We start from the raw sequence: 20138 nt of genomic DNA on the forward strand, positions 1-20138 counted from the left end.
TCTGGCCGGACAGCGTGCCGGATGACGGATCGACCTCTCTAACCGCGCGGAAAAGCCGGTCGCGGCGCACTGCAATGGTGCGTTGGGGTTCGGCTTGTTACTCCGGTCGTCACTTGTATTCCGCCTCGAAGAAAATCTGATCGCAATCAAGTCTGTCGAAGCCTCCTACCCTGTAGAAAGTAGTCCTGGCTCCCAGATATTGGGAGCGCTCATCGATCCGGCGTGCAGGCCTTGTATGGCCGCCGGATAAGGCAAGTCTGGAGGTCCTTCCGTGCAAGTAATCGATCGGCGAAAAGCCCTGAGTATTCCGCCCATCTGGCGACTCGCATTTCGCCCGTTCTTTCTCGCCGGCGCGGTTTACGCGCTGTTGGCGATCCCGCTCTGGGTAGCGACCTGGACCGGTCACTGGCCGGGCTTTCAGCCCACAGGTGGCTGGTTGGCCTGGCATCGTCACGAGATGCTGTTCGGTTTCGCCATGGCCATCGTCGCCGGCTTTCTGCTCACCGCGGTACAGACCTGGACCGGCCAGACGGCGCCCTCCGGGAAACGACTGATGGGCTTGGCGCTGGTATGGCTGGCGGCCCGCCTGGGCTGGCTGTTCGGCCTGCCCGCCGAGTGGCTGGCGCCATTGGACCTGCTGTTCCTGCTGGCGCTGGCGTGGATGATGGCGCGGATGCTCTGGGCGGTGCGGCAGAAGCGTAACTACCCGATCGTGGTGGTGCTGTCGCTGATGTTCGGTGCTGATGTGCTGACGTTGACCGGCTTGCTGCAAGGTAACGATGCGCTGCAGCGCCAGGGCGTACTGGCCGGCTTGTGGCTGGTCGCGGCGCTGATGGCCCTGATCGGCGGCCGGGTGATTCCATTCTTCACCCAGCGCGGGCTGGGCAAGGTCGAGGCGGTCAAGCCTTGGGTCTGGCTGGATATCGCCTTGTTGGTGGGCACTGGGGTGATCGCCTTGTTGCATGCCTTCGGTGTCGCCATGCGTCCACAGCCGCTGCTGGGTCTGCTGTTCGTCGCTATCGGCGTCGGCCACCTGCTGCGCCTGGCGCGCTGGTACGACAAGGGCATCTGGAAGGTCGGCCTGCTCTGGTCGCTGCATATGGCGATGCTCTGGCTGGTGGTCGCTGCGTTCGGCCTGGCGCTCTGGCATTTCGGTTTGCTGGCGCAGTCCAGCCCATCACTGCATGCGCTGAGCGTGGGCTCCATGAGTGGGCTGATCCTGGCGATGATTGCCCGAGTCACCCTCGGCCATACCGGTCGGCCACTGCAACTGCCCGCGGGAATCGTCGGGGCGTTCGTGCTGTTCAATCTCGGTACGGCGGCGCGGGTTTTTCTCTCCGTCGTCTGGCCGGTTGGCGGCCTGTGGCTTGCAGCAACCTGCTGGGGTCTGGCCTTTGCACTCTATGTCTGGCGCTATGCGCCGATGCTGGTCGCCGCACGTGTAGACGGTCATCCGGGCTGAACCCGGAGCGTGAATCGGGCGGGTGCGCGTCTGCACCTGTCCGCAAATTACCTAGCCCAAAAAACGCTGCCTTGCGGGGTGGCCTGTGACTCGGCATGCGTCGAGCTCGGAGATGATGATGAAAAGCGAGTTTCAGGATCGTCTGGCTGTTGTCACCGGAGCCAGCTCCGGGATCGGTCTGGCATTGTGTTCGGCGCTGCTGCAGCGTGGCGCGCGGGTGCTGGCAATGTCGCGCAGCATCGGCGGGCTCGAGCCGCTGCTGGAAACCCATGCCGAGCAGCTGCAGTGGCTGCGTGGCGACGTCACTTCGGCTGAAGACCTGGCCCAGCTGGCTCGGCGCGCCGCACAGCTGGGGCCGGTGCACTACCTGGTGCCCAATGCCGGTATCGCCGAACTGGCCGACGGGCTGGATATGGCGGCATTCGATCGGCAGTGGGCGGTCAATGGCGCCGGCGCGCTGAATACTTTCGCCGCGCTGCGCAACGAGCTGGCCAAGCCGGCCTCGGTGGTATTCGTTGGGACCTTCCTGATCCGCTCGACCTTCCCCGGCCTGGCTGCCTATATCGCGAGCAAGGCCGCACTGGCGGCGCAGGCGCGCACGTTGGCGGTGGAGTTCGCGCCGCTGGACGTGCGTATCAACATGGTCTCGCCGGGTCCTACCGCCACGGCCATCTGGGGTTCGTTGGGGCTGAGCGATGACCAGCTCGAGAGCGTTGCCGAAGGCGTGACAAAACGACTGTTGCCTGGACACTTTCTCGAGTCCGCAGCCGTGGCCAACGTCATCCTGTTCCAGCTTTCGCAGGGTGCGCGCGGCGTGTTTGGCCAGGATTGGGTGGTGGACAACGGCTATACCATCAGCTGATCCAGTTGGCTTCCCTCGGCGTCCTCCAGTGACGCCGGCATCTCCAGGCAGTCAGGACACCCAGGGCCTGACTGCTCTTCAACCGGCAGCACTTCTGTAACAGAAGCGCGTGCACGGTTTTAGTGCATTTATATTGCACTATCCCCTCAAAAGTATTCGTTAGAGATTGGTCGACGCCCCGTCGACAATGCCGGCCGCATTCACGCGCTGTGGCATTGCGTCGCAGCGGCTGCGGCCGTTTGCCGCGTTCCGCGCGCCGGCAGTAGCCTGCTGCCGGGGCGATCAGTTGCAGAGTGTTGATGCGTGCCTTTCGCCGTATCGATCCAAGCAGGACACATGCACGACAACCTCATCGACTGGTTTCGCTCCTTCGTTCCCGCCCCGTTCAATGCCGCGCCGAAAGAATGGCTGCGTGCTGCCGGCGGTATCGCCATCGTCATGCTGCTCAGCGTGTTCAGCGGCTTCCTGCTGTTCGGCGTGCCCCTGACGCTGCAGCTGATCGCCCCGGCTGGAGCCTCGGCGGTCCTGCTTTTCGCCGCGTCATCCAGCCCGTTCGCCCAGCCCTGGTCGGTGCTCGGCGGCAATCTGCTGGCTACGGTGATCGGGGTCAGCCTCGGCCTGACCAGCCTGCCGTCGATGGCTGCTGCCGCGCTGTGCGTGTGCCTGGTGCTGGTCGGGCTGTTCAGCCTGCGCTGCCTGCATCCGCCGGGTGCGGCGTTGGCCCTGGTTGCGGTGGTCGGCTGCCCCGAGATCCATCATCTGGGCTATGGACTGCTCTATCCGGTGGCGTTCAATTCGCTGCTGCTGCTGGCCGTGGCGCTGCTCTACAACAACCTCACCCGGCACCCGTACCCGAAACCGCGGTTGCCGCGGGAGAACGTTCACCGTACCCGAGATCCGCAGCCGAGCGAGCGCATGAGCTTCAGCCATGACGACGTCGATCGAGCGTTGCGCGAGTTCGGCGAATATGTCGACGTCACCCGTGACGACCTCGAGCGGCTGATCAAACAGACCGAGAAGCATGCGTTGCGTCGCAGCATGGGTGAAGTCACCGCCGCGGACATCATGTCCCGCGATGTCTACTCGCACACACCGGATACCTTTATCGAGCAGGCCTGGAGCACGCTGCAGCGCAATCGCCTGCGCTCGTTGCCGGTGGTGAGCGATGCCCGCGAGCTGGTCGGCATCGTCACGCTGGTCGATCTGCTCAAGCATTTTCATCCGCGCCCGGGCCGGCTCAACTTCGGTCAACTGAAGTTCCTGCGCGGCACCAAGCTGCGCGCCATCATGAGCTCGCCGGTGGTTTCGGTCACGCCCGATACGCACATGGTGGAGCTGGTCTATCTGCTGTCCGATCGAGGCCTGCACTGCCTGCCGGTAGTGGATGGCGAAAGGCGCCTGGTCGGCATGATCACCCAGACCGATCTGATCGCCGCGCTGTATCGCAACTGGCTCCGACACCTACCGGACTGAGGCGTTGGCCTCAGTGCGGGTAGTACCAGCGCGACCAGTCACACTCGTCACGGGCCACATCGCGCAGAGCCTCCACGGCCTTGCTCAGCGCGGGTGATTCGCTGGCACGCGCGTGCACCAGATACACCGGATAGCTGAACTCCGGCGCGTGTGCGACCCGCTCGAGCAGGCCTTCATCGAGATAGCGCTGCACCACCCGAGTCCGGAAGTAGCCGCGCCCGCCGCATTGCAGCAGGTACTGCAGCGCTAGCGGCCCGAGGCTGAAGGTAAGCGCGGCACGGGTGTGCTCGGGCAGGGCCTGATCGTGCTGCTTGCGGAATACCGGGCCCCAGTCGATGTACAGATAGGGTGCCGGCAGGCGTTTGTGTGCTACCAGGATCAGCTTCTCTTCCAACAGCTGTTCCACCTGCAGACCCGGACGGTACTCCGGCTGATGCACCAGTGCCGCATCCAGTGCGCCGAGCTCCAGCTTGTGCTGCAGTTCGGTATCGCTGGCTACTTCGCTGCGCAGGGCATGGCTGGGCAGAGCCTGTCGCAGGCGCTGTATCCAGGCCAGCATCAGCGGATTGCACAGACTCACCTCGGCGCCCAGCGTGAGCAACTCGCCATAGCCGCGTGGCAATGGCAGATCGCGCCGCGCGGCTTCCCAGGTCTGCACCAGCTGCCGCGCATACGAGGCGAAGCGCTCGCCATCGGCCGTCAGCCGAGCACCGGCACGGTTGCGCACGAAGAGCTTGCAGCTCAGCTGGCTTTCCAGATTCTGAATGCGTGCCGTGACAGCGGTCTGGGTGATATGCAGTCGCTCTGCAGTGGCGATGAAGCTGCCGCTGCGGATGATCTCGAGAAAGGTGCGGGCGAGATCGATGTCCATGTGCGAGCCCTGAGCGAGTGGGGCGGACGATTGTAGCAACCGCGACGGTGCCGGGGGCGGGTAGTTACGCTCAGGAACAGCTGCCGGTATGGGTTCGAGTGATGGTGATGCGCCCGGTTCGCGACAGCGCAAGCGAGCGCTCCTGATTACCGAGCGGCGTAGCGCGGCAGATGATCAGTTTGTCGTCCTCTTCTAGAGCTGAGCCGAAACCGCTGGGCAGGAAGGTCAGCTCACGCACCGAGGAGGACAGCAGGTAGCCGGTCTTGGCCGCTGGGAAGTGCTTGACCAGCGTGCTGCCGGTAAGGATCACCCAGCCCTGCTCCCAGCCGGCGGAGCTGTCGCAACTCGTGCCGTCACTGGAGCTGCACAGGGTGACCGGAGCGTTGCGTTTCATTGCCTCGCTGCGGGCGAGCTGGGCGCTGGCCGAGAAGTCAGTGGTGTAGGTGCGCAGCCGACTGCTGAGCACCAGGCTGTCGTAACCCGGTACGGCGATGGCCGCCAGTATTGCCAGGACGGCCAGCGCCACCATCAGTTCGATCAGGGTGAAAGCGCGCTGGCGAATGCCAGCGCTTACCTGAATCCCGTTGCAATGCTGCATGCGTTCACCTACTGCTCAATGTTCCAGAACACCCGGGAGGTGGGCTGCATGACCGAAGCGGGATTAATTGGCGGGCTGCCTTGCAGGGGCGAGGACGGATCTGCACCGATGACGAACGGCACGGTGGTCACACCATCGTCCAGCGTCACCATGCCGGCCACAGGTGAGGGCGGCAGACCATCGCCGACCACGTCGTGATAGACGCCCTGGCCGGTTAGGTAGTTGACGGTATAGACGCGTGTTTCACCGAGTCCGGAGCACACCCCCGACGTCGGTACGCGGGGCTGATGGGTGCTGAAGGTGACATCGCCGAACACGGTAATGGCCGAAGTCACCACCTGCTCGGTGGCGTCCAGTTGCAGATACCAGCCTTTTTTCTGTCCGAGGCTGGTGGTGGTCGGTGCGCTCTGGGTGGTCACACCCAATAGCGAGTTCATGCAGAGCAGGTTCCCGCCGCAGTTGCTTGCCTCGCTGGTGAGCCAGGTCGAGTCACTCGGACGGTCGCGCAGCATGAAGAAGTAGTTGGTGGTGGCCGCCGCGTCGTCATAGTCGAGCAGAGGCTTTTCCCGGTCGCCGGAACCGAGCATGAGCACGTAGTCGGCACCATCGGCAACGATGTCCGGCGCGAACATGAACTTGCGGTTTCGTGTGCAGGTGCCGGCGGTGGCGCAGCCCAATGCGGCGATGCGCGTCATGGTCCACTGTAGTGGGGCGGACGCGCCCATGGTGATGCGATAGACGTTACCGCCGAGGTCGGCGAGATAGCCGTAGAGGGCCTGGCCTGCACTGTTGCGCACCAGGGTGACGTCCGAAATCACGCTGCGCTGGGTGTCGAACGTCCTGAGCAATTCGCCGCTGTCGGCATCGAGCACGTAGACCTTGTTGCCCTTGGTGGCGTCGGTGCAGGTGTGCGGGTCGCCATCTTCGCAGGCATCGTAGCCGCCGCCCATGATCAACATCGGCGCCGTGCCATTGCCGTATCCGCTTGCCTTGAGCAGTTTGGGCGGTGCCCAGGTCTGGCCGATGCCGCTAAATCCGTCGCTGCAGCTGGTATCGACGACCGCGCCATTGGCGTCGAAGTTGTTCGGACAGCCGCGCTTCCACTTCAGACTTGGCGATGCCGGTGTGTTGACATTGAACGCATACACAGCCCGGCCGCCACGGCGCATGGTGGCGTAGATCCAGGCGGAGGATTCGTCCTGGTAAGCCACGACTGGCCCGTCCATGCCGTAATCCTTGGGCTGGGGCGTCGAGGTGCCGACATAGCCGGGAAAGCTGATCGGGACGTTGTTGTCGTAGAGACGCTTGATCTTGCCGTAGAACTCCGGCGGCATGAACGACCACAGTTCGCTGCCTGCGGCATGGGTGCCGAGTGCACTGGTGCGGTTGCCCACCACGGCGCGCAATGCACCATCGTTGCCGCCGTAGAACGCCACGACGTTCGGGTTCCCGGCCGTTCCGTAGTTGATTGCCACCGGACGGGAATGCACCACGTCACCATGCACCGAGGGGCGCATTTCGCTGACGTTGCCATTGCCATTCTCGTCCTTGAGGTCGACACCTCGGGCCCAGTTGATCATCGCCGTGCGTTCGGTTTCATTGGCGGCGTTCAGGGCCGTTGCGGTTATGCCGTTGTTGGTGGTCGAGAAACTGGTCAGCGATGTGCAGCCGCTCGCTGTACCACAGGTGAGCATATTGCGAGAGCTGGAGGCTCGTAGCAGATAACCCTGGCCGCCTTTCTCGACGATATTGCCGTCCGGGCTGTTGGACCCGCTCGAATCCGCGCCCGTCAGGCAGTTGCCGCGGGCGCTGAAGCCCCAGTAGCTGTCCGCTGCGGTCGGTGTCCAGAAGCTGCGGGCGCACTCGGTGATGAACCCGGTGTTGCTGTTGATCGCACTGACGCCATCGGCGTCCAGCAGGCGCAGATCGGAACCGATGTAGCCGAGCTTGTATTGCTTGAGGTTGCCGTACCAGCGAGGAAAACCGTCGCCGTCGGGGCGGAACATGCCGATAAACACCTGGTTTAGGTAGGTGCCCTGGGCATTGACGCTGACCGGCAGGCTGACCGAGGCGAATACGCTGTTGGTCGCCTGAACCTCGGAAAAGATCGCATTCAGCGCGTCGACAATCTGATTGCCGGTGCTGGTCACGTCGAAATATTTGCCGTCACTGGTACGGGCCATGCTCTGCAGTAACGCCGTCCAGCCGAGTCCTTGGCGGTTGGTGGTGCGGTTGATATCGATGGTGTAAGTGGTGATCTGCTCGCTGCTCTTCTTCATGAAGCGCGCCCACTCGTCGGCCACGTTGTCCTGCGAGTCGCTGGGCGTGATGGGAATAGTGGTCGTCGAGCCGCCGAGACCGGCAAGTGCCGTAGTGGCCTGGGTGATGTCGGAGCTGTTGTCCTGCGCTGGGCCGTTACTGATGTAGATGACGTAGTTCTTGCCGCAACCGGAGACGATGGGTGAGAGATAGCTGGTGGCGTCCTTGCTGGCCAGGGCATTGTTCGGCAACGCATAGACTGCATCGGCGGCTGTCGATACACCGCGGTTGCCGGCGAAATCGGTCTTGGCCTTTTTGTTGCCCGCGTACGGCGTGGCGCCAGCGAAGTACAGGTATGCCTCCTGCATGGCCAAGCTGACCTTGCCACCGTTGGACTTGTCGCCGAGCTTGTCGAAGCTGGTCACCAGGTTTGCCATCGCGATCTTGTTGGCGGCGTCCATCGGGCGGAGCGCCGCGCGCACGTAAGCACCGTCCGCTCCCGAATTGCTTCCCCCCGTCTCGGTAAACATCATGATGCCCACACGGAATTTGTCTTCCGGTAGTGCGCTGATCACCGAACGCAACGCTGCCATCTCGTTGGAGAATGCGTTGTTCCAGTTGGCCGTATTGTCCAGAACGATCAGCACGTTGGGTGCACCGGTCGAACTGCTTGGTACGCCGACGAACAGGTCGATGTCCTCGGCGCTGGCAGCCTGGGCCAGGCTCACGGCCAGCGCCAGCAGGAACCGGTTGAAATACTTTTTCATGCGCTTACCTCGTGAGGCCGACTTCAGGGGCACAGCTGGTTCTTGCGAGCGTCGGAGAGCAGCAGGCGCACGCCGGAGCGCACCCTCACCGAGGCGCCGGTGCTGGGGTCCAGCACGCTGGCGACCAGCTCCCATTCGGTATTCCAGGTGGAGCTGGACATCCCTTCAAGGGTCAGGCTACTGGGCGCCACATGGGTGGCGACGCTGACGCGGATGCACTCGGGCTGGGCAACGGCTACCTCGTAGTCATCGGTGTGGTCGCGATTGATATCGACGCCGATCGTCTGGGCCGCCGGCATGGTGCTGGTCAGGGACGGGATCACCTGCTCGAGCGCATCGTCGGCCGCTGCCAGTGCCTCGTTACGCCACTGCTGATTGCTCACCACGTCCAGATTGACCTTGCTCAGGGTGAAAGACGACGTCACCAGCACAGTCAGAAGCAGCAGCATGATCAGCGCCGTAATGAGGGCGAAGCCCCCGTGCCGGGATGCATTCATGGGGTTTCCCTGCGAGCTGAAACGTTGGTCAGGCGCACGGTCGTGGAGTAGACGTGGCGCTGGAAGGCGTCCGTGAACGGACCGAAGCTCTGGTCGCCCAGGTTGTAGGTCTTGCCAGACTGATAGCCGGGGGTGGGCTCGATATTGCGCACCAGCAGATGAACTTGCACCACCACTGTGTTGGTCAGTTGCTCCAGCTCGCAGGGTGTCGCCGAGGTGCAGGTCGAATCCGGAGCGCCATCACCGCGATTGGTCGGCGAGTTGCGATTGAGTTCGCTGGCCCATTGCACGGGTTGTTCATAGTCGACCGGCAGCCCAGTGTCGCCCAGGTCGTCTACGCCAAAGACGAAACGCATCGCTTCGATACCTTCGACCATCGGGACCGCCGCTTGCTGGTCGAGCGCGCCGCTGTCCAGATCGAAGGTGGACTGCATCAGCGTTGGGATGCCGTCCCCGGCCGTCACCGCATAATCGCGAATGTAGTAGGCGTTATTGAGGAAGCGCCGCGTCTCCGCTTGCGTCGTGCAGTCGCGCTTGTGCAGCGTGAAGCCGCTGCTGCCGAGCACGTAGCGAGGTTCGCTATCGCAGTAGCCGGTTTGCCAATAGAGTTTGCCGCTGACGTTGGCTTCGCAGTTTGGCGAGCCGGTCACGCAGCTCGCCACCCGACGTACCAGCAGCACGTCGCTGCCGACAAGCGCGGAGGGCATTACTCCGCTGCAGCTGGCTGGTACTGCAGCGTAAAGCTGAACGGGTAACCCGATCAGGTTCGTCTTGTACGCGGCATTCCAGTCGCTATAAGGAGCGCAAGGGGCCGGTATGTCTGCCGGATAGTCGCTGGGCACGGCCGCGTAGGTCAGGTCGTCGAACTGCGGCACGAAGCCGTTGAGGAACCCCGCATGCATCAAGTCGTCGCGCAGCAGGCGAATCGCCAGTCGACCATGCTCCATCTGGCTGCTGGTCTTGGCCAGCTCGCTGTTGCTGCGGCTCATGTTCAGGTAAAGGGTGAGCGTGGCTGCGCTGAGTATCAGAGCGATGGTCATCGCCACCATCAGCTCGATCAGGCCGAAACCTTCGGCGCTCGCGCGATAGCGAATCGGGCTCGGTCGTCTCATAGCGGTGCCACCCGTACCAGGGTGGTTACTACCCGGCGGCAGCGGTCGTTGCTGCACTGGCTACCGGCCGCGCCATTGAAGGCGTTTCTGCCACAGGCTACATCGGACGGAGGCGCGGACAGCGGCAGCAAACCCTGCCAGGCCACCGTGAGCAGGTACTGGTTGCTGCCCAGCGACTCGATACAGCCACGTCCGCCAATCAATGCACCGGCGAGGCCCGTGCTGGTGCTTTCGCTGGCGCCTTGCAGCGCGGCGCACCAGGCGGCGGCGTCGCGTTGTTGTGGCGTGGCGGTCGTGGCAGGGCAGGTCATGCCGGCGCCCAGGGGGTTCGCGTTACCAGTGACATAACTGGCAGCGGCGGTGCGGTTGGCCGTCATGCGCGCGGCGATATCGTCGAGCAGCAGCAGTGCCTGGGAACGTTGGTAGGTCTCCATCTCCGATTGCTGCAGGCGTGTCTGCAGTGCCATCACTCCAAGCAGCCCGACGGCCAGGATCACCAGAGTGATCAAGACCTCGATCAGGCTGACGCCGGTCTGCCGGCTGGTTGCCGAACGCACGACGCTCACCACTTGTCTGCAGGCGTTTTCACGCCTTCGTTGTTCAGGGTCAGGTCGCCGTCGCTGGCTTGGCTGCCGATGGCCGTGAAGGTGATCAGATAGGACGGCACGGTACCGCTGCCGACGGTAACGTCGAAGCTGTAATGCGGGCTGACTTCACCAGAGAGGCTGAAACCGCTGGCGGTAAGTGCCGCGGCGTCTGCATAGGCGCGGTTGGCGAGCAGAAAGTGCTGCTGGCGGTTGGCGATATCCAGCATCTGCGCCTGCGCCGCAGTGCGGTTACTGCGAATGACGTATTGGCGGTAGTTCGGCAGCGCAATGCTGGCAAGGATGCCGATGATGACCACGACGATCATTACTTCGATCAGGGTAAAACCACGCGCCTTATATCGAGCCACATCACTTCTCCAAGAGAGGCCGATTACGTCGGGAGCGCGAACTCCCGCCATCCCGACTTCGACAAGTCATGTCAGTGATGGCTTACAAATATTATGGTGACATCAAGGTCAAAGATAGACTGACTGGTCACAAAGGCCGAATTTTTGTGTCGCAGTTCAAGGTTTCGCAGGAGGGGGGATGCTGGCGCGGCAGCGCGAACACCAGTAGCACTGGCGTCCGCGTTGGTGGAGAAGGGCAGTTTCTCTAGTGCGAGGTGCCCTCGGCGAACTCGATCTTGTTGCCGACGTTGTACTTGCCGGAAGGCTTGTTCATCGGGATGCGTTTGACCTCTTCCAGCGTGTTGGCGTCGTAGACGATCAGTGCGCCGTCGGTGTCCCAGACGCTGAGCAGCGCGTAGCGGCCGTCATTGGTGAACTCGACATGGGCGGCGTTCTTGCCTGGCATCGGGCGCAGGGTGTGGGCGACTTCCAGGGTCTGCTTGTCGATCAGGTGCACGGCGTCGTTGTTCGGGCCGAAGAACACGTCGGTCCAGGCGTAGGGCGAGTTGGCCTGGCTGCGCATGAAGAAGCCCGGGCCTTCAGTGGGGATCTCCTTGATCAGCTTCCAGGTTTCCAGGTCTAGCACCGAGATCAATCCCTTGCTGACGTTGGGGGTGGCGAACACCCACTTGCCGTCGCGCTTCCAGTAGATGCCCGAGCCCAGATGCGGCATGCCCGGCAGCGGGATGTCGGTGACGGCCTTGCCACTATCCAGATCGATCACCTGGCCGCCGTGTGCCTTGCGCGAGGTGGCCAGCAGGTAGCGGTAGTCTGGAGTGAAGGAGAAGTCGTCGAGATAGTCGGCTGCCTTGATCCGTCGTGGTTCGAAGGTCGGCTCGCCGGCATAGGAGAGCTCCCAGGCTTCCTGCACGTCTTTCAGGGCGACCACGAAGCTGTCGCGTGGCGGTGCGGTGTATACGGCGCTGACCCGGGACGGCGTGCCGTCCTGGCCGACCGCCGGGATGTGCTTGATCAGCGAAAGGTCGCGGGCATCGAGCAGCACCAGATTGCCCGGTAGGTAGTTGCCCACCAGCACCCAGCGGCCATCGTTGCTCACCGCCAGGTTGCGCGTGTTCAACCCCGCGCGCACCTCGGCGAGCATGGTCAGGTTGTGCAGGTCGTAGACGCTGACCCAGCCGTCGCGGGAGGCAAAATAGACGAAGCGGCCGTCCGGCGAGAACTTCGGCCCGCCGTGCAGGGCGAAGTGCGACTGGAAGTTGGCCAGTTCCTCGAAGCGATCGCCGTCCAGCACCCGCACATGGTGATTGCCGGCTTCCACCACGACGAACAGGTTGCGCGGGGCGGCACCATGTTGCGGTGTGCTTGGCAGGCTGGTGACGTCCTTGAGAATGCGGTGGCTGGCGCGGATGTCAGCGTCGCTCCAGGTCGGCGGTACGGCCGAGGGCTGATACAGATAGTCGACCAGCGCGGTGATCTGCGCTTCGTTCAGCATGTGGGAATAGGCGGCCATCTGGCTCGCCGGACGGCCGTCACGGATTACCGCATGGGCTTCGGTCGGCTTGATGCGGCTGAGGCTTTCTGGCAGCAGGGCCGGGCCGGCACCGCCGAGGCGGTTGATGCCGTGGCAGCTCTGGCAGTGCTGTTCGTAGAGGGCCTGGCTGTCGGCCGGCAGGCTGGCGGCAGTGGCCATGTCGAGGGCGACGAAGGTGGCTGCTGGCAGTGCGGCGGCCAGCAGCAGGGCGGGCATCAGTTGCATAAGGCCTCCGTTTGCGGGGCAGGGTCACCGTGCAGGCGTGCGGGGTGCTGGACTTGGCGATCTGCGAACAGGCCGACCACGCGGCCGATGACGGTCAGGGTCGGCGGCGTGAGGTGCTGCTCGTCGGCCATGCTCGGCAGTTGCCGTAGCGTGCAGCGCACCACCTGCTGGTTCTCGCGGGTGCCGTTGCCGATCAGTGCGGCGGGCGTGTCGACCGGCAGCCCGGCGGAGATCAGATTGCGCGAGATCTCACCGAGGCTGGCCAGGCCCATGTAGAACACCAGCGTCTGTCCGCCCTGGGCCAGGGCGTCCCACGGCAAGTGCAGCTCGCCATTGGTCTGCAGGTGGCCGGTGATGAACTGACAGGAATGCGCCAGGTCGCGATGAGTCAGCGGAATCCCGGCATAGGCGCTGCAGCCAGCCGCTGCGGTGATGCCCGGCACCACCTGGCAGTCGATGCCGCGCTGCAGCAGGAATTCGAGTTCTTCGGCACCGCGACCAAAGATGAACGGATCGCCGCCCTTGAGCCGCACCACACGCTTGTTCTGCAGCGCCAGATCGGCCAGCAGCTGATTGATTTCCGGTTGCGGCAGGCTGTGGTAACCGCTGGTCTTGCCGACGTAGTGGCGGCTGCAGCTGGTCGGCAGCAGCTCCATCAGACCTTCGCTGACCAGGCGGTCGTAGACCACCGCATCGGCTTGTTGCAGCAGGCTCCAGGCGCGCAGGGTAAGCAGGCCCGGGTCGCCCGGACCGGCACCAACCAGGGCGACTTCGCCAGGGGCGAACGCGGCGCTCAGCGAAGCGGGAAATGTGAGTGGCTGGTCCATGCGGTGCTCCTGAATGCTCATCGGACTTACGGAGTGCTTGCTGCGGCGCTTGCTGGCCGCTTCGATTGATCAGATGGCGATGCTGGGGATGCGCTCGGCGGCTGGTCGACCGATCTCTGCGTCGGTCAGGTAGCAGCCCGGGTCTTCGGCCCAGAGATCGCCCTGCGCCCAGGCGCGGGTACGGGTGTTGCCGTTGCAGATCGCCAGCCAGCGGCAGTCGGCACAGCGACCGCCTACGGCCCGCGGATGCTGGCGCAGCTCCTGCAGCAGTGGGGCGGGGTCGTTCAGCCAGATGTCGCTGAAGCGCTGCCGGCGCACATTGCCAACGGTGTGCTGCCACCAGTAGGTGTCGGGGTGCACGTCGCCGATGTTGTCGATATTGGCGATACCACTGCCCGAAGCATTACCACCCCAAGCGCGCAGCATGCCTTCCAGGCGATCACGATGTTCCGGCAGGCGCTCTTCGGCCCACTGCAGCAGGAGAATCGCGTCGGCGTCATTGTTGCCGCTGACGAAGTCGGTCTCGCGGCCGTGCTGTACGTCGTCCCAGGCCTGATCGAACAGCTGGCGCATGGCGTCGCGGGTCATCTGGTGATGGGCGTCGGCCTTGCTGCTGCGCTTGCCGCGACCGCTGTAGTTGAGGTGCGAGAGATAGAACTTCTGCACGTCGTGTTCGCGCATCAGCGCCAGCAACGCCGGCAGCTGCGGGTAGTTGTTCTGGGTCAGGGTAGTGCGCAGGCCGACACGGATGTCGCGCTGACGGCACAGGTCGATCGCATGCATGGAGGCGGCGAAGCTGCCTTTGAGCTGACGCCATTCGTCATGCACCGCTTCCAGGCCGTCGATGCTGATGCCGACGTAGTCGAACTGCGCCGCGGCGATACGACCGATGTTGTTCTCGTCGATCAGCGTGCCATTGGTCGACAGGGCGACGAAGAAGCCCTTGTCGCGGGCGTAATCGGCCAGCAGGAAGATGTCGGGCCGCAACAGCGGTTCACCGCCGGAAAGAATCAGCACCCGCACGCCGGCTTCATGAAGTTCATCGATGACCTTCAGCGCCTCGTCGGTATCCAGCTCGTCGCGGAACTCGCTGTCGGCGGAAGTGGCATAGCAATGCTTGCAGGTCAGGTTGCAGCGCCGCAGCAGGTTCCAGATCACCACGGGTGGGCGCTTGCCGCTGGTGCTGCGGGCTCCCAGTACCTGTGTGGCCGGTTGGGCCAGGGCGCGCAGGTAATGACTGATTCTCAACATGTGGCGGCTCCGCTTCGGCAGCGTGTTTCGCAGGGCGCGCCGTGGTGGCCGCCCGCTCCTTGGGCAGCAGGATCACCGAGCGGGGTAGGGCTGGCCTTGATCGTAAACAATAAAAGGCGCGGGGGGCGGGCTGACCGCTTTGTCAGCTTCTTGCGGAGGGAGACCGTTGGTCAGAGCAGCGTCAGCAGGACGCCAAGCACCAGCACCAGTGGCCAGGCGAGCAGCAACAGACGCCATGCCCGCGGGGCATGACGCAGCTCCATGAAGCCGTCGGTGATCAGCCAGGCCTTACCGAACGCGGTGAGCAGAACAGCAGCGGTCAAGGCCAGCGTGGCGCCGGCGTTGCCGAGCAGGACGGTGGAGACCGACAGCACGGCCAGGCCGAGCCAGCAGGCCACCAGAACCTTCGAAGCGGACATGACTTACCTCAACACGTAAACCAGCGGGAACAGCAGCACCCAGACCATATCCACCATGTGCCAGTAGAGCACTCCGGACTCCAGCCCGCTGTGGTTGTCGGGGCCGTAGGCGCCGCGGCGGCAGCGCATGGCCAGCCAGCCGAGAATCACCATGCCCAGCAGCACATGGAGGAAATGAAAGCCGGTCAGGATCCAGTACAGAGTGAAGAAGGTGTTGTGTTCCATGCCCAGGCCGAGCCCGGCGAGATGGCCGTACTCGTTGAGCTTGAGCACCACGTAGACACAGGAAGACCCCAGCGCGGCTAGCAGCAACAGCGTTGCGCGTGCGGATCGGGCCTGGCGTACCTGCTCCACCGCCAGCGCGGCGAACAGACCCGAGGTCAGCAGACTCAGGGTCAGCGCCAGGCCGATGGGGCTGTCCAGCGCCGCGCGGCTTTCATCGAACTGCTCGGGGTAGACCATCTGCGCGACTGCGAACGCCAGGATCAGGATGGCGAAGACGGTCAGCTCGGCGAGGATGAAGAACCACATCGCCAGATCGCCCGGCAGGCGCCGGGTCGGGCTGGAGAAGGTGTCAGCCGAAGTGGACATCGACCACATCCATCAGCGCGGCGACAGTCTGCGGGTCATCCGACAGCGGTTCGGCCAGGCAGGCCAGGCAGGCCTGGCGCGGCGTCATGCCGGAGCGGATCATCCGCGCGGTGAAGATCAGCAGGCGGGTCGAGGCGACTTCTTCCAGGTCGTGCTGCTCCAGCCGGCGCAGTGCCTGCCCAAGCTTGACCACCTGGGCGGCGAGTTCGCCATCCACCTGCGCCTCGTTGGCGACGATGCGTTCTTCCTCGGTGGCCGGCGGATAGTCGAAGCGCATCGCCACGAAGCGCTGACGGGTGCTCGGCTTCATGCCCTTGAGCAGGTTCTGGTAGCCCGGGTTGTAGGACACCACCAGCATGAAGCCCGGCGGCGCCTTGAGCGCCTCGCCGGTGCGCTCGATGAACAGTTCGCGGCGATCGTCGGCCAGCGGATGCAATACCACGGCGGTGTCTTGCCGCGCCTCCACCACTTCGTCCAGGTAGCAGATGCCGCCTTCGCGCACTGCGCGGGTCAGTGGGCCGTCCTGCCACCAGGTGCCCTGGGCGCCAATCAGGTGGCGGCCAACCAGGTCGGCGGCGGACAGATCATCGTGGCAGGCCACGGTGTACAGCGGCAGGTTCAGGCGATGCGCCATGTGCTGCACGAAACGGGTCTTGCCGCAGCCGGTCGGGCCCTTGATCAGTACCGGCATGCCGTGTTGCCAGGCTTGCTGGAACAGCTGTTCTTCGTTGCCCAGCGGTTGATAGAAGGGCGCGTCAGGCGTGCCGGCAGCAGTCGGGATTTCAAACGCATTCACAGGCAAGTACCTCACGGCAGCAGTTGGTTATTTCGATTGCCACGCTACCGATCCCTCCTGGGTGTCTCAAGCCGCCCGCCGGCGAAGCTTGATTGTGATCAAGAGTTGGACGAGATACAGCGCGTATCAGTGGCGAAAAAAGGGCGTTCGTCCGCCGTCGAGCGGGAGTCTCCGCGACAAGGCGTCACGCCGCAGGGGTGCTGGGGGCTCTCTTGATTGCCGTCAAGCGCTTTCGGATTGCCGCTCTCATAGCATCCAAATCGCAAAAAGAAGAAGTCCCCGGGAACTGCCACACCGCCGTAACTAGCAGGAGTCGCCAGAAGCGCTCCCATAGGAGAGAAGGATGAGCAATGTTGGTAAACCTATCCTGGCTGGCCTGATCGCCGGCCTATCGTTGCTTGGTCTGGCAGTCGCCCAGGCTGCTGCCCCAGAGATGACCGCCGAAGAGAAAGAAGCGGCCAAGCAGATCTATTTCGAACGCTGTGCCGGTTGCCACGGCGTTCTGCGTAAAGGAGCCACGGGTAAGAATCTCGAGCCGCACTGGAGCAAGACCGAGGCGGATGGCAAGAAGACCGAGGGCGGCACCCTCAATCTGGGCACCAAGCGCCTGGAGAACATCATTGCCTATGGCACCGAGGGCGGGATGGTCAACTATGACGACATCCTCACCAAGGAAGAGATCAACATGATGGCGCGCTACATCCAGAACACTCCGGATGTGCCGCCAGAGTTCTCCCTGCAGGACATGAAGGACAGCTGGAAACTCATCGTTCCGGTTGATCAGCGTCCGAAGAAGCAGATGAACAAGATCAACCTGAAGAACGTCTTCGCCATCACCCTGCGCGATGCCGGCAAGCTGGCCCTGGTTGACGGCGACACCCATACCATCTGGAAGGTGCTGGACACCGGTTACGCGGTGCACATCTCGCGCCTGTCGGCTTCCGGCCGCTACGTCTATACCGTTGGCCGCGACGGTCTGACCACCATCATCGACATGTGGTACGAAGAGCCGACCACCGTGGCCACCGTGCGTCTGGGTTCCGATGCCCGTTCCGTGGACACCTCCAAGTTCAAGGGCTACGAGGACAAGTACCTGATCGGTGGCACCTACTGGCCGCCACAGTACTCGATCATGGATGGCGAGACCCTGGAGCCGATCAAGGTCGTTTCCACCCGTGGTCAGACCGTCGATGGCGAATACCACCCCGAGCCGCGCGTCGCGTCCATCGTCGCTTCGCACATCAAGCCGGAGTGGGTGGTCAACGTGAAGGAAACCGGGCAGATCATCCTGGTTGACTACACCGACCTGAAGAACCTCAAGACCACCACCATCGAGTCGGCTAAGTTCCTTCACGACGGCGGCTGGGACTACTCCAAGCGCTACTTCATGGTCGCTGCCAACGCCTCCAACAAGGTCGCTGCGGTCGACACCAAGACCGGCAAGCTGGCCGCGCTGGTCGACACCGCGAAGATCCCGCACCCGGGTCGCGGCGCCAACTTCATCCACCCGCAGTTCGGCCCGGTCTGGACTACCGGTCATCTGGGTGACGACGTTGTCTCGCTGATCTCCACAGCGTCCGACGATCCGAAGTACGCCAAGTACAAGGAGCACAACTGGAAGGTGGTGCAGGAGCTGAAGATGCCGGGCGCCGGCAACCTCTTCGTCAAGACCCATCCGAAGTCGAAGAACCTCTGGGCCGATGCGCCGATGAACCCCGAGCGGGAAGTCGCCGAGTCCGTCTACGTCTACGACCTGGCCGATCTGAGCAAGGAGCCCAAGCGTCTCGACGTCGCCAAGGACTCCGGCCTGCCGGAAAGCAAGGCGATCCGTCGCGCTACCCACCCCGAGTACAACGAGGCGGGTAACGAGGTGTGGATCTCCCTGTGGGGTGGCAAGACCGACCAGTCCGCGATCGTGATTTACGACGACAAGACGCTGAAGCTGAAGAAGGTGATCACCGACCCGGCAATCATCACGCCGACCGGCAAGTTCAACGTCTTCAACACCATGTACGACGTGTACTAATCCGCCCGAGGATTGCCTGTTAACACCCACCGCGCCTGGCGCGGTGGGTCTGGCAAGGGAACAGATTCCATGACAGATCAAGACGGCAACAAGCAAAAGAAGGGCGGCATCCTTGCGCTACTGCGGCGGCCGAGCACGCGCTACTCGCTCGGCGGCATTCTGGTGGTGGGCATTGTTGCCGGGATCATCTTCTGGGGCGGCTTCAACACCGCGCTGGAAGCCACCAACACCGAAACCTTCTGCATTTCCTGTCACGAGATGGGCGATAACGTCTACCCCGAGTACAAGGAAACCATTCACTACGCCAACCGTACCGGCGTGCGTGCCACCTGCCCGGACTGCCATGTGCCGCGCGACTGGACGCACAAGATGGTGCGCAAGGTCGAGGCCTCCAAGGAGCTGTGGGGCAAGATCGTCGGCACCATCGACACGGCCGAGAAATTCGAAGCCAAGCGCCTGACCCTGGCGCGTCGTGAATGGTCGCGGATGAGGGCATCCGACTCGCGCGAATGCCGTAACTGCCACAGCCTGGAAAGCATGAGCTCCGATATGCAAAAGCAGCGTGCCCGCAAGCAGCACGAGATGGCGCGCGAAGACAACCTGACCTGCATCGCTTGCCACAAGGGCATCGCGCATCACCTGCCCGAAGGTATGACCGAAGAAGACGAAGACTGACCTACGGTCCTGGCGGGCCAGCCACACCATCGATGATGAGGAACCGATTATGAAAAAGACTCTGATGGCCAGTGCAGTGGGGGCGGTAATCGCCTTCGGTGCACAGAGTGCTATGGCCGCCGCGCCTGCCGACTGGAATTCGGTGGCAGCGACCGATGTCACCCTGTTCTATCCGGGCGTATCGCCGGTGGAATGGATCACCAAGGGCACCGAGCACGGCGGCGCACGCGCGCTGAAGAAGGGCGAAACCTGCGCGGGTTGCCACTCCGAGGAAGCCGGTGACATGGGCGCCAAGATGGCCAGCGGCAAGAAGCTCGAGCCCAGCCCGATCGCCGGCAAGGCGCCGTTCATCAATGCCAAGGTCCAGGCCGCCAATGACGGCGAAAACCTCTACCTGCGCTTCACCTGGAAGCAGCCGGCTGCCTCCGGCGCAGCGCCGATGGACGCCGACAATCCGGTGAAGATCGCCTACATGCTCGAAGGCGGCTCCAAGGTGGAGCTGGCCGAGGCAGGCGGTTGCTGGGGTAGCTGCCATGGCGACGCGCGCACCATGCCCGGTGCCGCCGACACCAAGACCAAGTACGTCAAGGACGGTTCGCTGGCCAACGGCGTGTACTACGACCTGAACCAGTGGCGCAGTGGCGAGAACAAGGCCTTCGATGGCTACGTCGCTACCGAGCGGGTGATGGAAGGTGGTCAGGCGCTGGTCGATGCCCAGGGGCAGCTCGACGGGGATACCTGGTCCGTGGTGTTCACCCGCAAGTTCGCTGGTGGCGAAGGCGATGTGACGCTGGCTCCTGGCAATCTCTACAACTTCGGCTTCGCCATCCACGATGACAGTGCCACCGGTCGCTACCACCATGTGTCGCTCGGCTACACGCTGGGTATCGACGCCCAGGGCGATATCACTGCCGCCAAGCAGTAACCAGGCGAGAGGCAAC

Annotated in this window: 19 protein-coding genes; 6 read left to right on the forward strand and 13 right to left on the reverse strand. The window is 63.5% G+C overall.

Annotation, left to right across the window (positions count from 1 at the left end; genetic code table 11):
• The first annotated feature begins 271 nt into the window (after positions 1-271).
• The 3 genes from PSEST_RS03915 to PSEST_RS03925 all read left to right on the forward strand — a co-directional run bounded on the left by PSEST_RS03915 (position 272) and on the right by PSEST_RS03925 (position 3797).
• Positions 272-1462 (forward strand): NnrS family protein, encoded by a 1191-nt coding sequence (locus tag PSEST_RS03915; RefSeq protein WP_015275738.1) that lies wholly within the window; start codon positions 272-274, stop codon positions 1460-1462.
• Between the two features lie 118 nt (positions 1463-1580).
• Complete coding sequence (locus PSEST_RS03920; RefSeq protein ID WP_015275739.1) at positions 1581-2324, forward strand: SDR family NAD(P)-dependent oxidoreductase; 744 nt, start codon at positions 1581-1583, stop codon at positions 2322-2324.
• 336 nt (positions 2325-2660) lie between these two features.
• Positions 2661-3797, forward strand: a complete 1137-nt coding sequence (locus tag PSEST_RS03925; protein WP_015275740.1) for an HPP family protein — start codon at positions 2661-2663, stop codon at positions 3795-3797.
• A 10-nt stretch (positions 3798-3807) separates the two neighbouring features.
• On the opposite strand, the gene PSEST_RS03930 is transcribed toward PSEST_RS03925, so the two are convergent.
• From PSEST_RS03930 to PSEST_RS03990, 13 genes are all read right to left on the reverse strand, one after another.
• Positions 3808-4668, reverse strand: a complete 861-nt coding sequence (locus tag PSEST_RS03930) for a LysR family transcriptional regulator (RefSeq protein WP_015275741.1) — start codon at positions 4666-4668, stop codon at positions 3808-3810.
• A gap of 70 nt (positions 4669-4738) precedes the next feature.
• Positions 4739-5266, reverse strand: a complete 528-nt coding sequence (locus PSEST_RS03935) for a GspH/FimT family pseudopilin (RefSeq protein ID WP_015275742.1) — start codon at positions 5264-5266, stop codon at positions 4739-4741.
• Positions 5267-5274: 8 nt separating this feature from the next.
• Positions 5275-8292 (reverse strand): pilus assembly protein, encoded by a 3018-nt coding sequence (locus PSEST_RS03940; RefSeq protein ID WP_015275743.1) that lies wholly within the window; start codon positions 8290-8292, stop codon positions 5275-5277.
• Between the two features lie 23 nt (positions 8293-8315).
• The gene (locus PSEST_RS03945; RefSeq protein WP_015275744.1) at positions 8316-8789 is read right to left on the reverse strand and encodes a PilX N-terminal domain-containing pilus assembly protein; all 474 of its coding nucleotides are present in this window, start codon (positions 8787-8789) and stop codon (positions 8316-8318) included.
• The gene (locus tag PSEST_RS03950) at positions 8786-9901 is read right to left on the reverse strand and encodes a PilW family protein (RefSeq protein WP_015275745.1); all 1116 of its coding nucleotides are present in this window, start codon (positions 9899-9901) and stop codon (positions 8786-8788) included. The genes PSEST_RS03945 and PSEST_RS03950 overlap by 4 nt, the downstream gene beginning before the upstream one ends.
• Positions 9898-10458, reverse strand: coding sequence for a type IV pilus modification protein PilV (pilV, locus tag PSEST_RS03955; protein ID WP_041756897.1), 561 nt, complete (start codon positions 10456-10458; stop codon positions 9898-9900). The genes PSEST_RS03950 and pilV overlap by 4 nt, the downstream gene beginning before the upstream one ends.
• 5 nt (positions 10459-10463) lie before the next feature.
• The gene (locus PSEST_RS03960) at positions 10464-10856 is read right to left on the reverse strand and encodes a type IV pilin protein (protein ID WP_015275747.1); all 393 of its coding nucleotides are present in this window, start codon (positions 10854-10856) and stop codon (positions 10464-10466) included.
• A gap of 244 nt (positions 10857-11100) precedes the next feature.
• Positions 11101-12612: a nitrite reductase gene (locus tag PSEST_RS03965; RefSeq protein WP_015275748.1), complete on the reverse strand. Its 1512-nt coding sequence runs from the start codon at positions 12610-12612 to the stop codon at positions 11101-11103.
• Positions 12603-13439 carry a uroporphyrinogen-III C-methyltransferase gene (gene cobA, locus PSEST_RS03970; protein ID WP_015275749.1) on the reverse strand — a complete coding sequence of 279 codons (837 nt, stop codon included), beginning with the start codon at positions 13437-13439 and terminating at the stop codon, positions 12603-12605. Before cobA ends, PSEST_RS03965 begins: the two co-directional genes overlap by 10 nt.
• Positions 13440-13508: 69 nt before the next feature.
• On the reverse strand, positions 13509-14690 hold the full coding sequence (gene nirJ / locus PSEST_RS03975; RefSeq protein ID WP_015275750.1) for a heme d1 biosynthesis radical SAM protein NirJ: 1182 nt from the start codon (positions 14688-14690) through the stop codon (positions 13509-13511).
• A gap of 170 nt (positions 14691-14860) precedes the next feature.
• Positions 14861-15109 (reverse strand): cytochrome C oxidase subunit IV family protein, encoded by a 249-nt coding sequence (locus tag PSEST_RS03980; protein WP_015275751.1) that lies wholly within the window; start codon positions 15107-15109, stop codon positions 14861-14863.
• 3 nt (positions 15110-15112) lie between these two features.
• Positions 15113-15700 (reverse strand): cytochrome c oxidase subunit 3, encoded by a 588-nt coding sequence (locus tag PSEST_RS03985; protein WP_015275752.1) that lies wholly within the window; start codon positions 15698-15700, stop codon positions 15113-15115.
• Entirely contained in the window at positions 15684-16496 is an 813-nt protein-coding gene (locus tag PSEST_RS03990) for a CbbQ/NirQ/NorQ/GpvN family protein (RefSeq protein WP_015275753.1), read from the reverse strand. Before PSEST_RS03990 ends, PSEST_RS03985 begins: the two co-directional genes overlap by 17 nt.
• A 343-nt stretch (positions 16497-16839) precedes the next feature.
• On the opposite strand from PSEST_RS03990, the gene PSEST_RS03995 reads away from it, so the two are divergent.
• The 3 genes from PSEST_RS03995 (at position 16840) to PSEST_RS04005 (ending at position 20122) form a co-directional block, all read left to right on the forward strand.
• Positions 16840-18522: a nitrite reductase gene (locus PSEST_RS03995; RefSeq protein ID WP_015275754.1), complete on the forward strand. Its 1683-nt coding sequence runs from the start codon at positions 16840-16842 to the stop codon at positions 18520-18522.
• A 69-nt stretch (positions 18523-18591) separates the two neighbouring features.
• Positions 18592-19197 carry a cytochrome c3 family protein gene (locus PSEST_RS04000; protein WP_015275755.1) on the forward strand — a complete coding sequence of 202 codons (606 nt, stop codon included), beginning with the start codon at positions 18592-18594 and terminating at the stop codon, positions 19195-19197.
• 49 nt (positions 19198-19246) lie between these two features.
• Positions 19247-20122, forward strand: a complete 876-nt coding sequence (locus PSEST_RS04005; RefSeq protein WP_015275756.1) for an ethylbenzene dehydrogenase-related protein — start codon at positions 19247-19249, stop codon at positions 20120-20122.
• Positions 20123-20138 lie beyond the last annotated feature (16 nt).

The organism is Stutzerimonas stutzeri RCH2 (assembly GCF_000327065.1).
GTDB classification, from domain to species: Bacteria; Pseudomonadota; Gammaproteobacteria; order Pseudomonadales; family Pseudomonadaceae; genus Stutzerimonas; species Stutzerimonas stutzeri_AE.

Excerpts from the sequence above, each read along its gene's own strand:
- PSEST_RS03940 (WP_015275743.1), bottom strand. The coding sequence starts at position 8,292 with ATGAAAAAGTATTTCAACCGGTTCCTGCTGGCGCTGGCCGTGAGCCTG.
- PSEST_RS03930 (WP_015275741.1), bottom strand. The coding sequence starts at position 4,668 with ATGGACATCGATCTCGCCCGCACCTTTCTCGAGATCATCCGCAGCGGC.
- PSEST_RS03925 (WP_015275740.1), top strand. The coding sequence starts at position 2,661 with ATGCACGACAACCTCATCGACTGGTTTCGCTCCTTCGTTCCCGCCCCG.
- PSEST_RS03995 (WP_015275754.1), top strand. The coding sequence starts at position 16,840 with ATGAGCAATGTTGGTAAACCTATCCTGGCTGGCCTGATCGCCGGCCTA.
- nirJ (WP_015275750.1), bottom strand. The coding sequence starts at position 14,690 with ATGTTGAGAATCAGTCATTACCTGCGCGCCCTGGCCCAACCGGCCACA.
- PSEST_RS04000 (WP_015275755.1), top strand. The coding sequence starts at position 18,592 with ATGACAGATCAAGACGGCAACAAGCAAAAGAAGGGCGGCATCCTTGCG.
- PSEST_RS03935 (WP_015275742.1), bottom strand. The coding sequence starts at position 5,266 with ATGCAGCATTGCAACGGGATTCAGGTAAGCGCTGGCATTCGCCAGCGC.
- PSEST_RS03980 (WP_015275751.1), bottom strand. The coding sequence starts at position 15,109 with ATGTCCGCTTCGAAGGTTCTGGTGGCCTGCTGGCTCGGCCTGGCCGTG.
- PSEST_RS03965 (WP_015275748.1), bottom strand. The coding sequence starts at position 12,612 with ATGCAACTGATGCCCGCCCTGCTGCTGGCCGCCGCACTGCCAGCAGCC.
- PSEST_RS03950 (WP_015275745.1), bottom strand. The coding sequence starts at position 9,901 with ATGAGACGACCGAGCCCGATTCGCTATCGCGCGAGCGCCGAAGGTTTC.
- PSEST_RS03985 (WP_015275752.1), bottom strand. The coding sequence starts at position 15,700 with ATGTCCACTTCGGCTGACACCTTCTCCAGCCCGACCCGGCGCCTGCCG.
- PSEST_RS03920 (WP_015275739.1), top strand. The coding sequence starts at position 1,581 with ATGAAAAGCGAGTTTCAGGATCGTCTGGCTGTTGTCACCGGAGCCAGC.
- cobA (WP_015275749.1), bottom strand. The coding sequence starts at position 13,439 with ATGGACCAGCCACTCACATTTCCCGCTTCGCTGAGCGCCGCGTTCGCC.
- PSEST_RS03945 (WP_015275744.1), bottom strand. The coding sequence starts at position 8,789 with ATGAATGCATCCCGGCACGGGGGCTTCGCCCTCATTACGGCGCTGATC.
- PSEST_RS04005 (WP_015275756.1), top strand. The coding sequence starts at position 19,247 with ATGAAAAAGACTCTGATGGCCAGTGCAGTGGGGGCGGTAATCGCCTTC.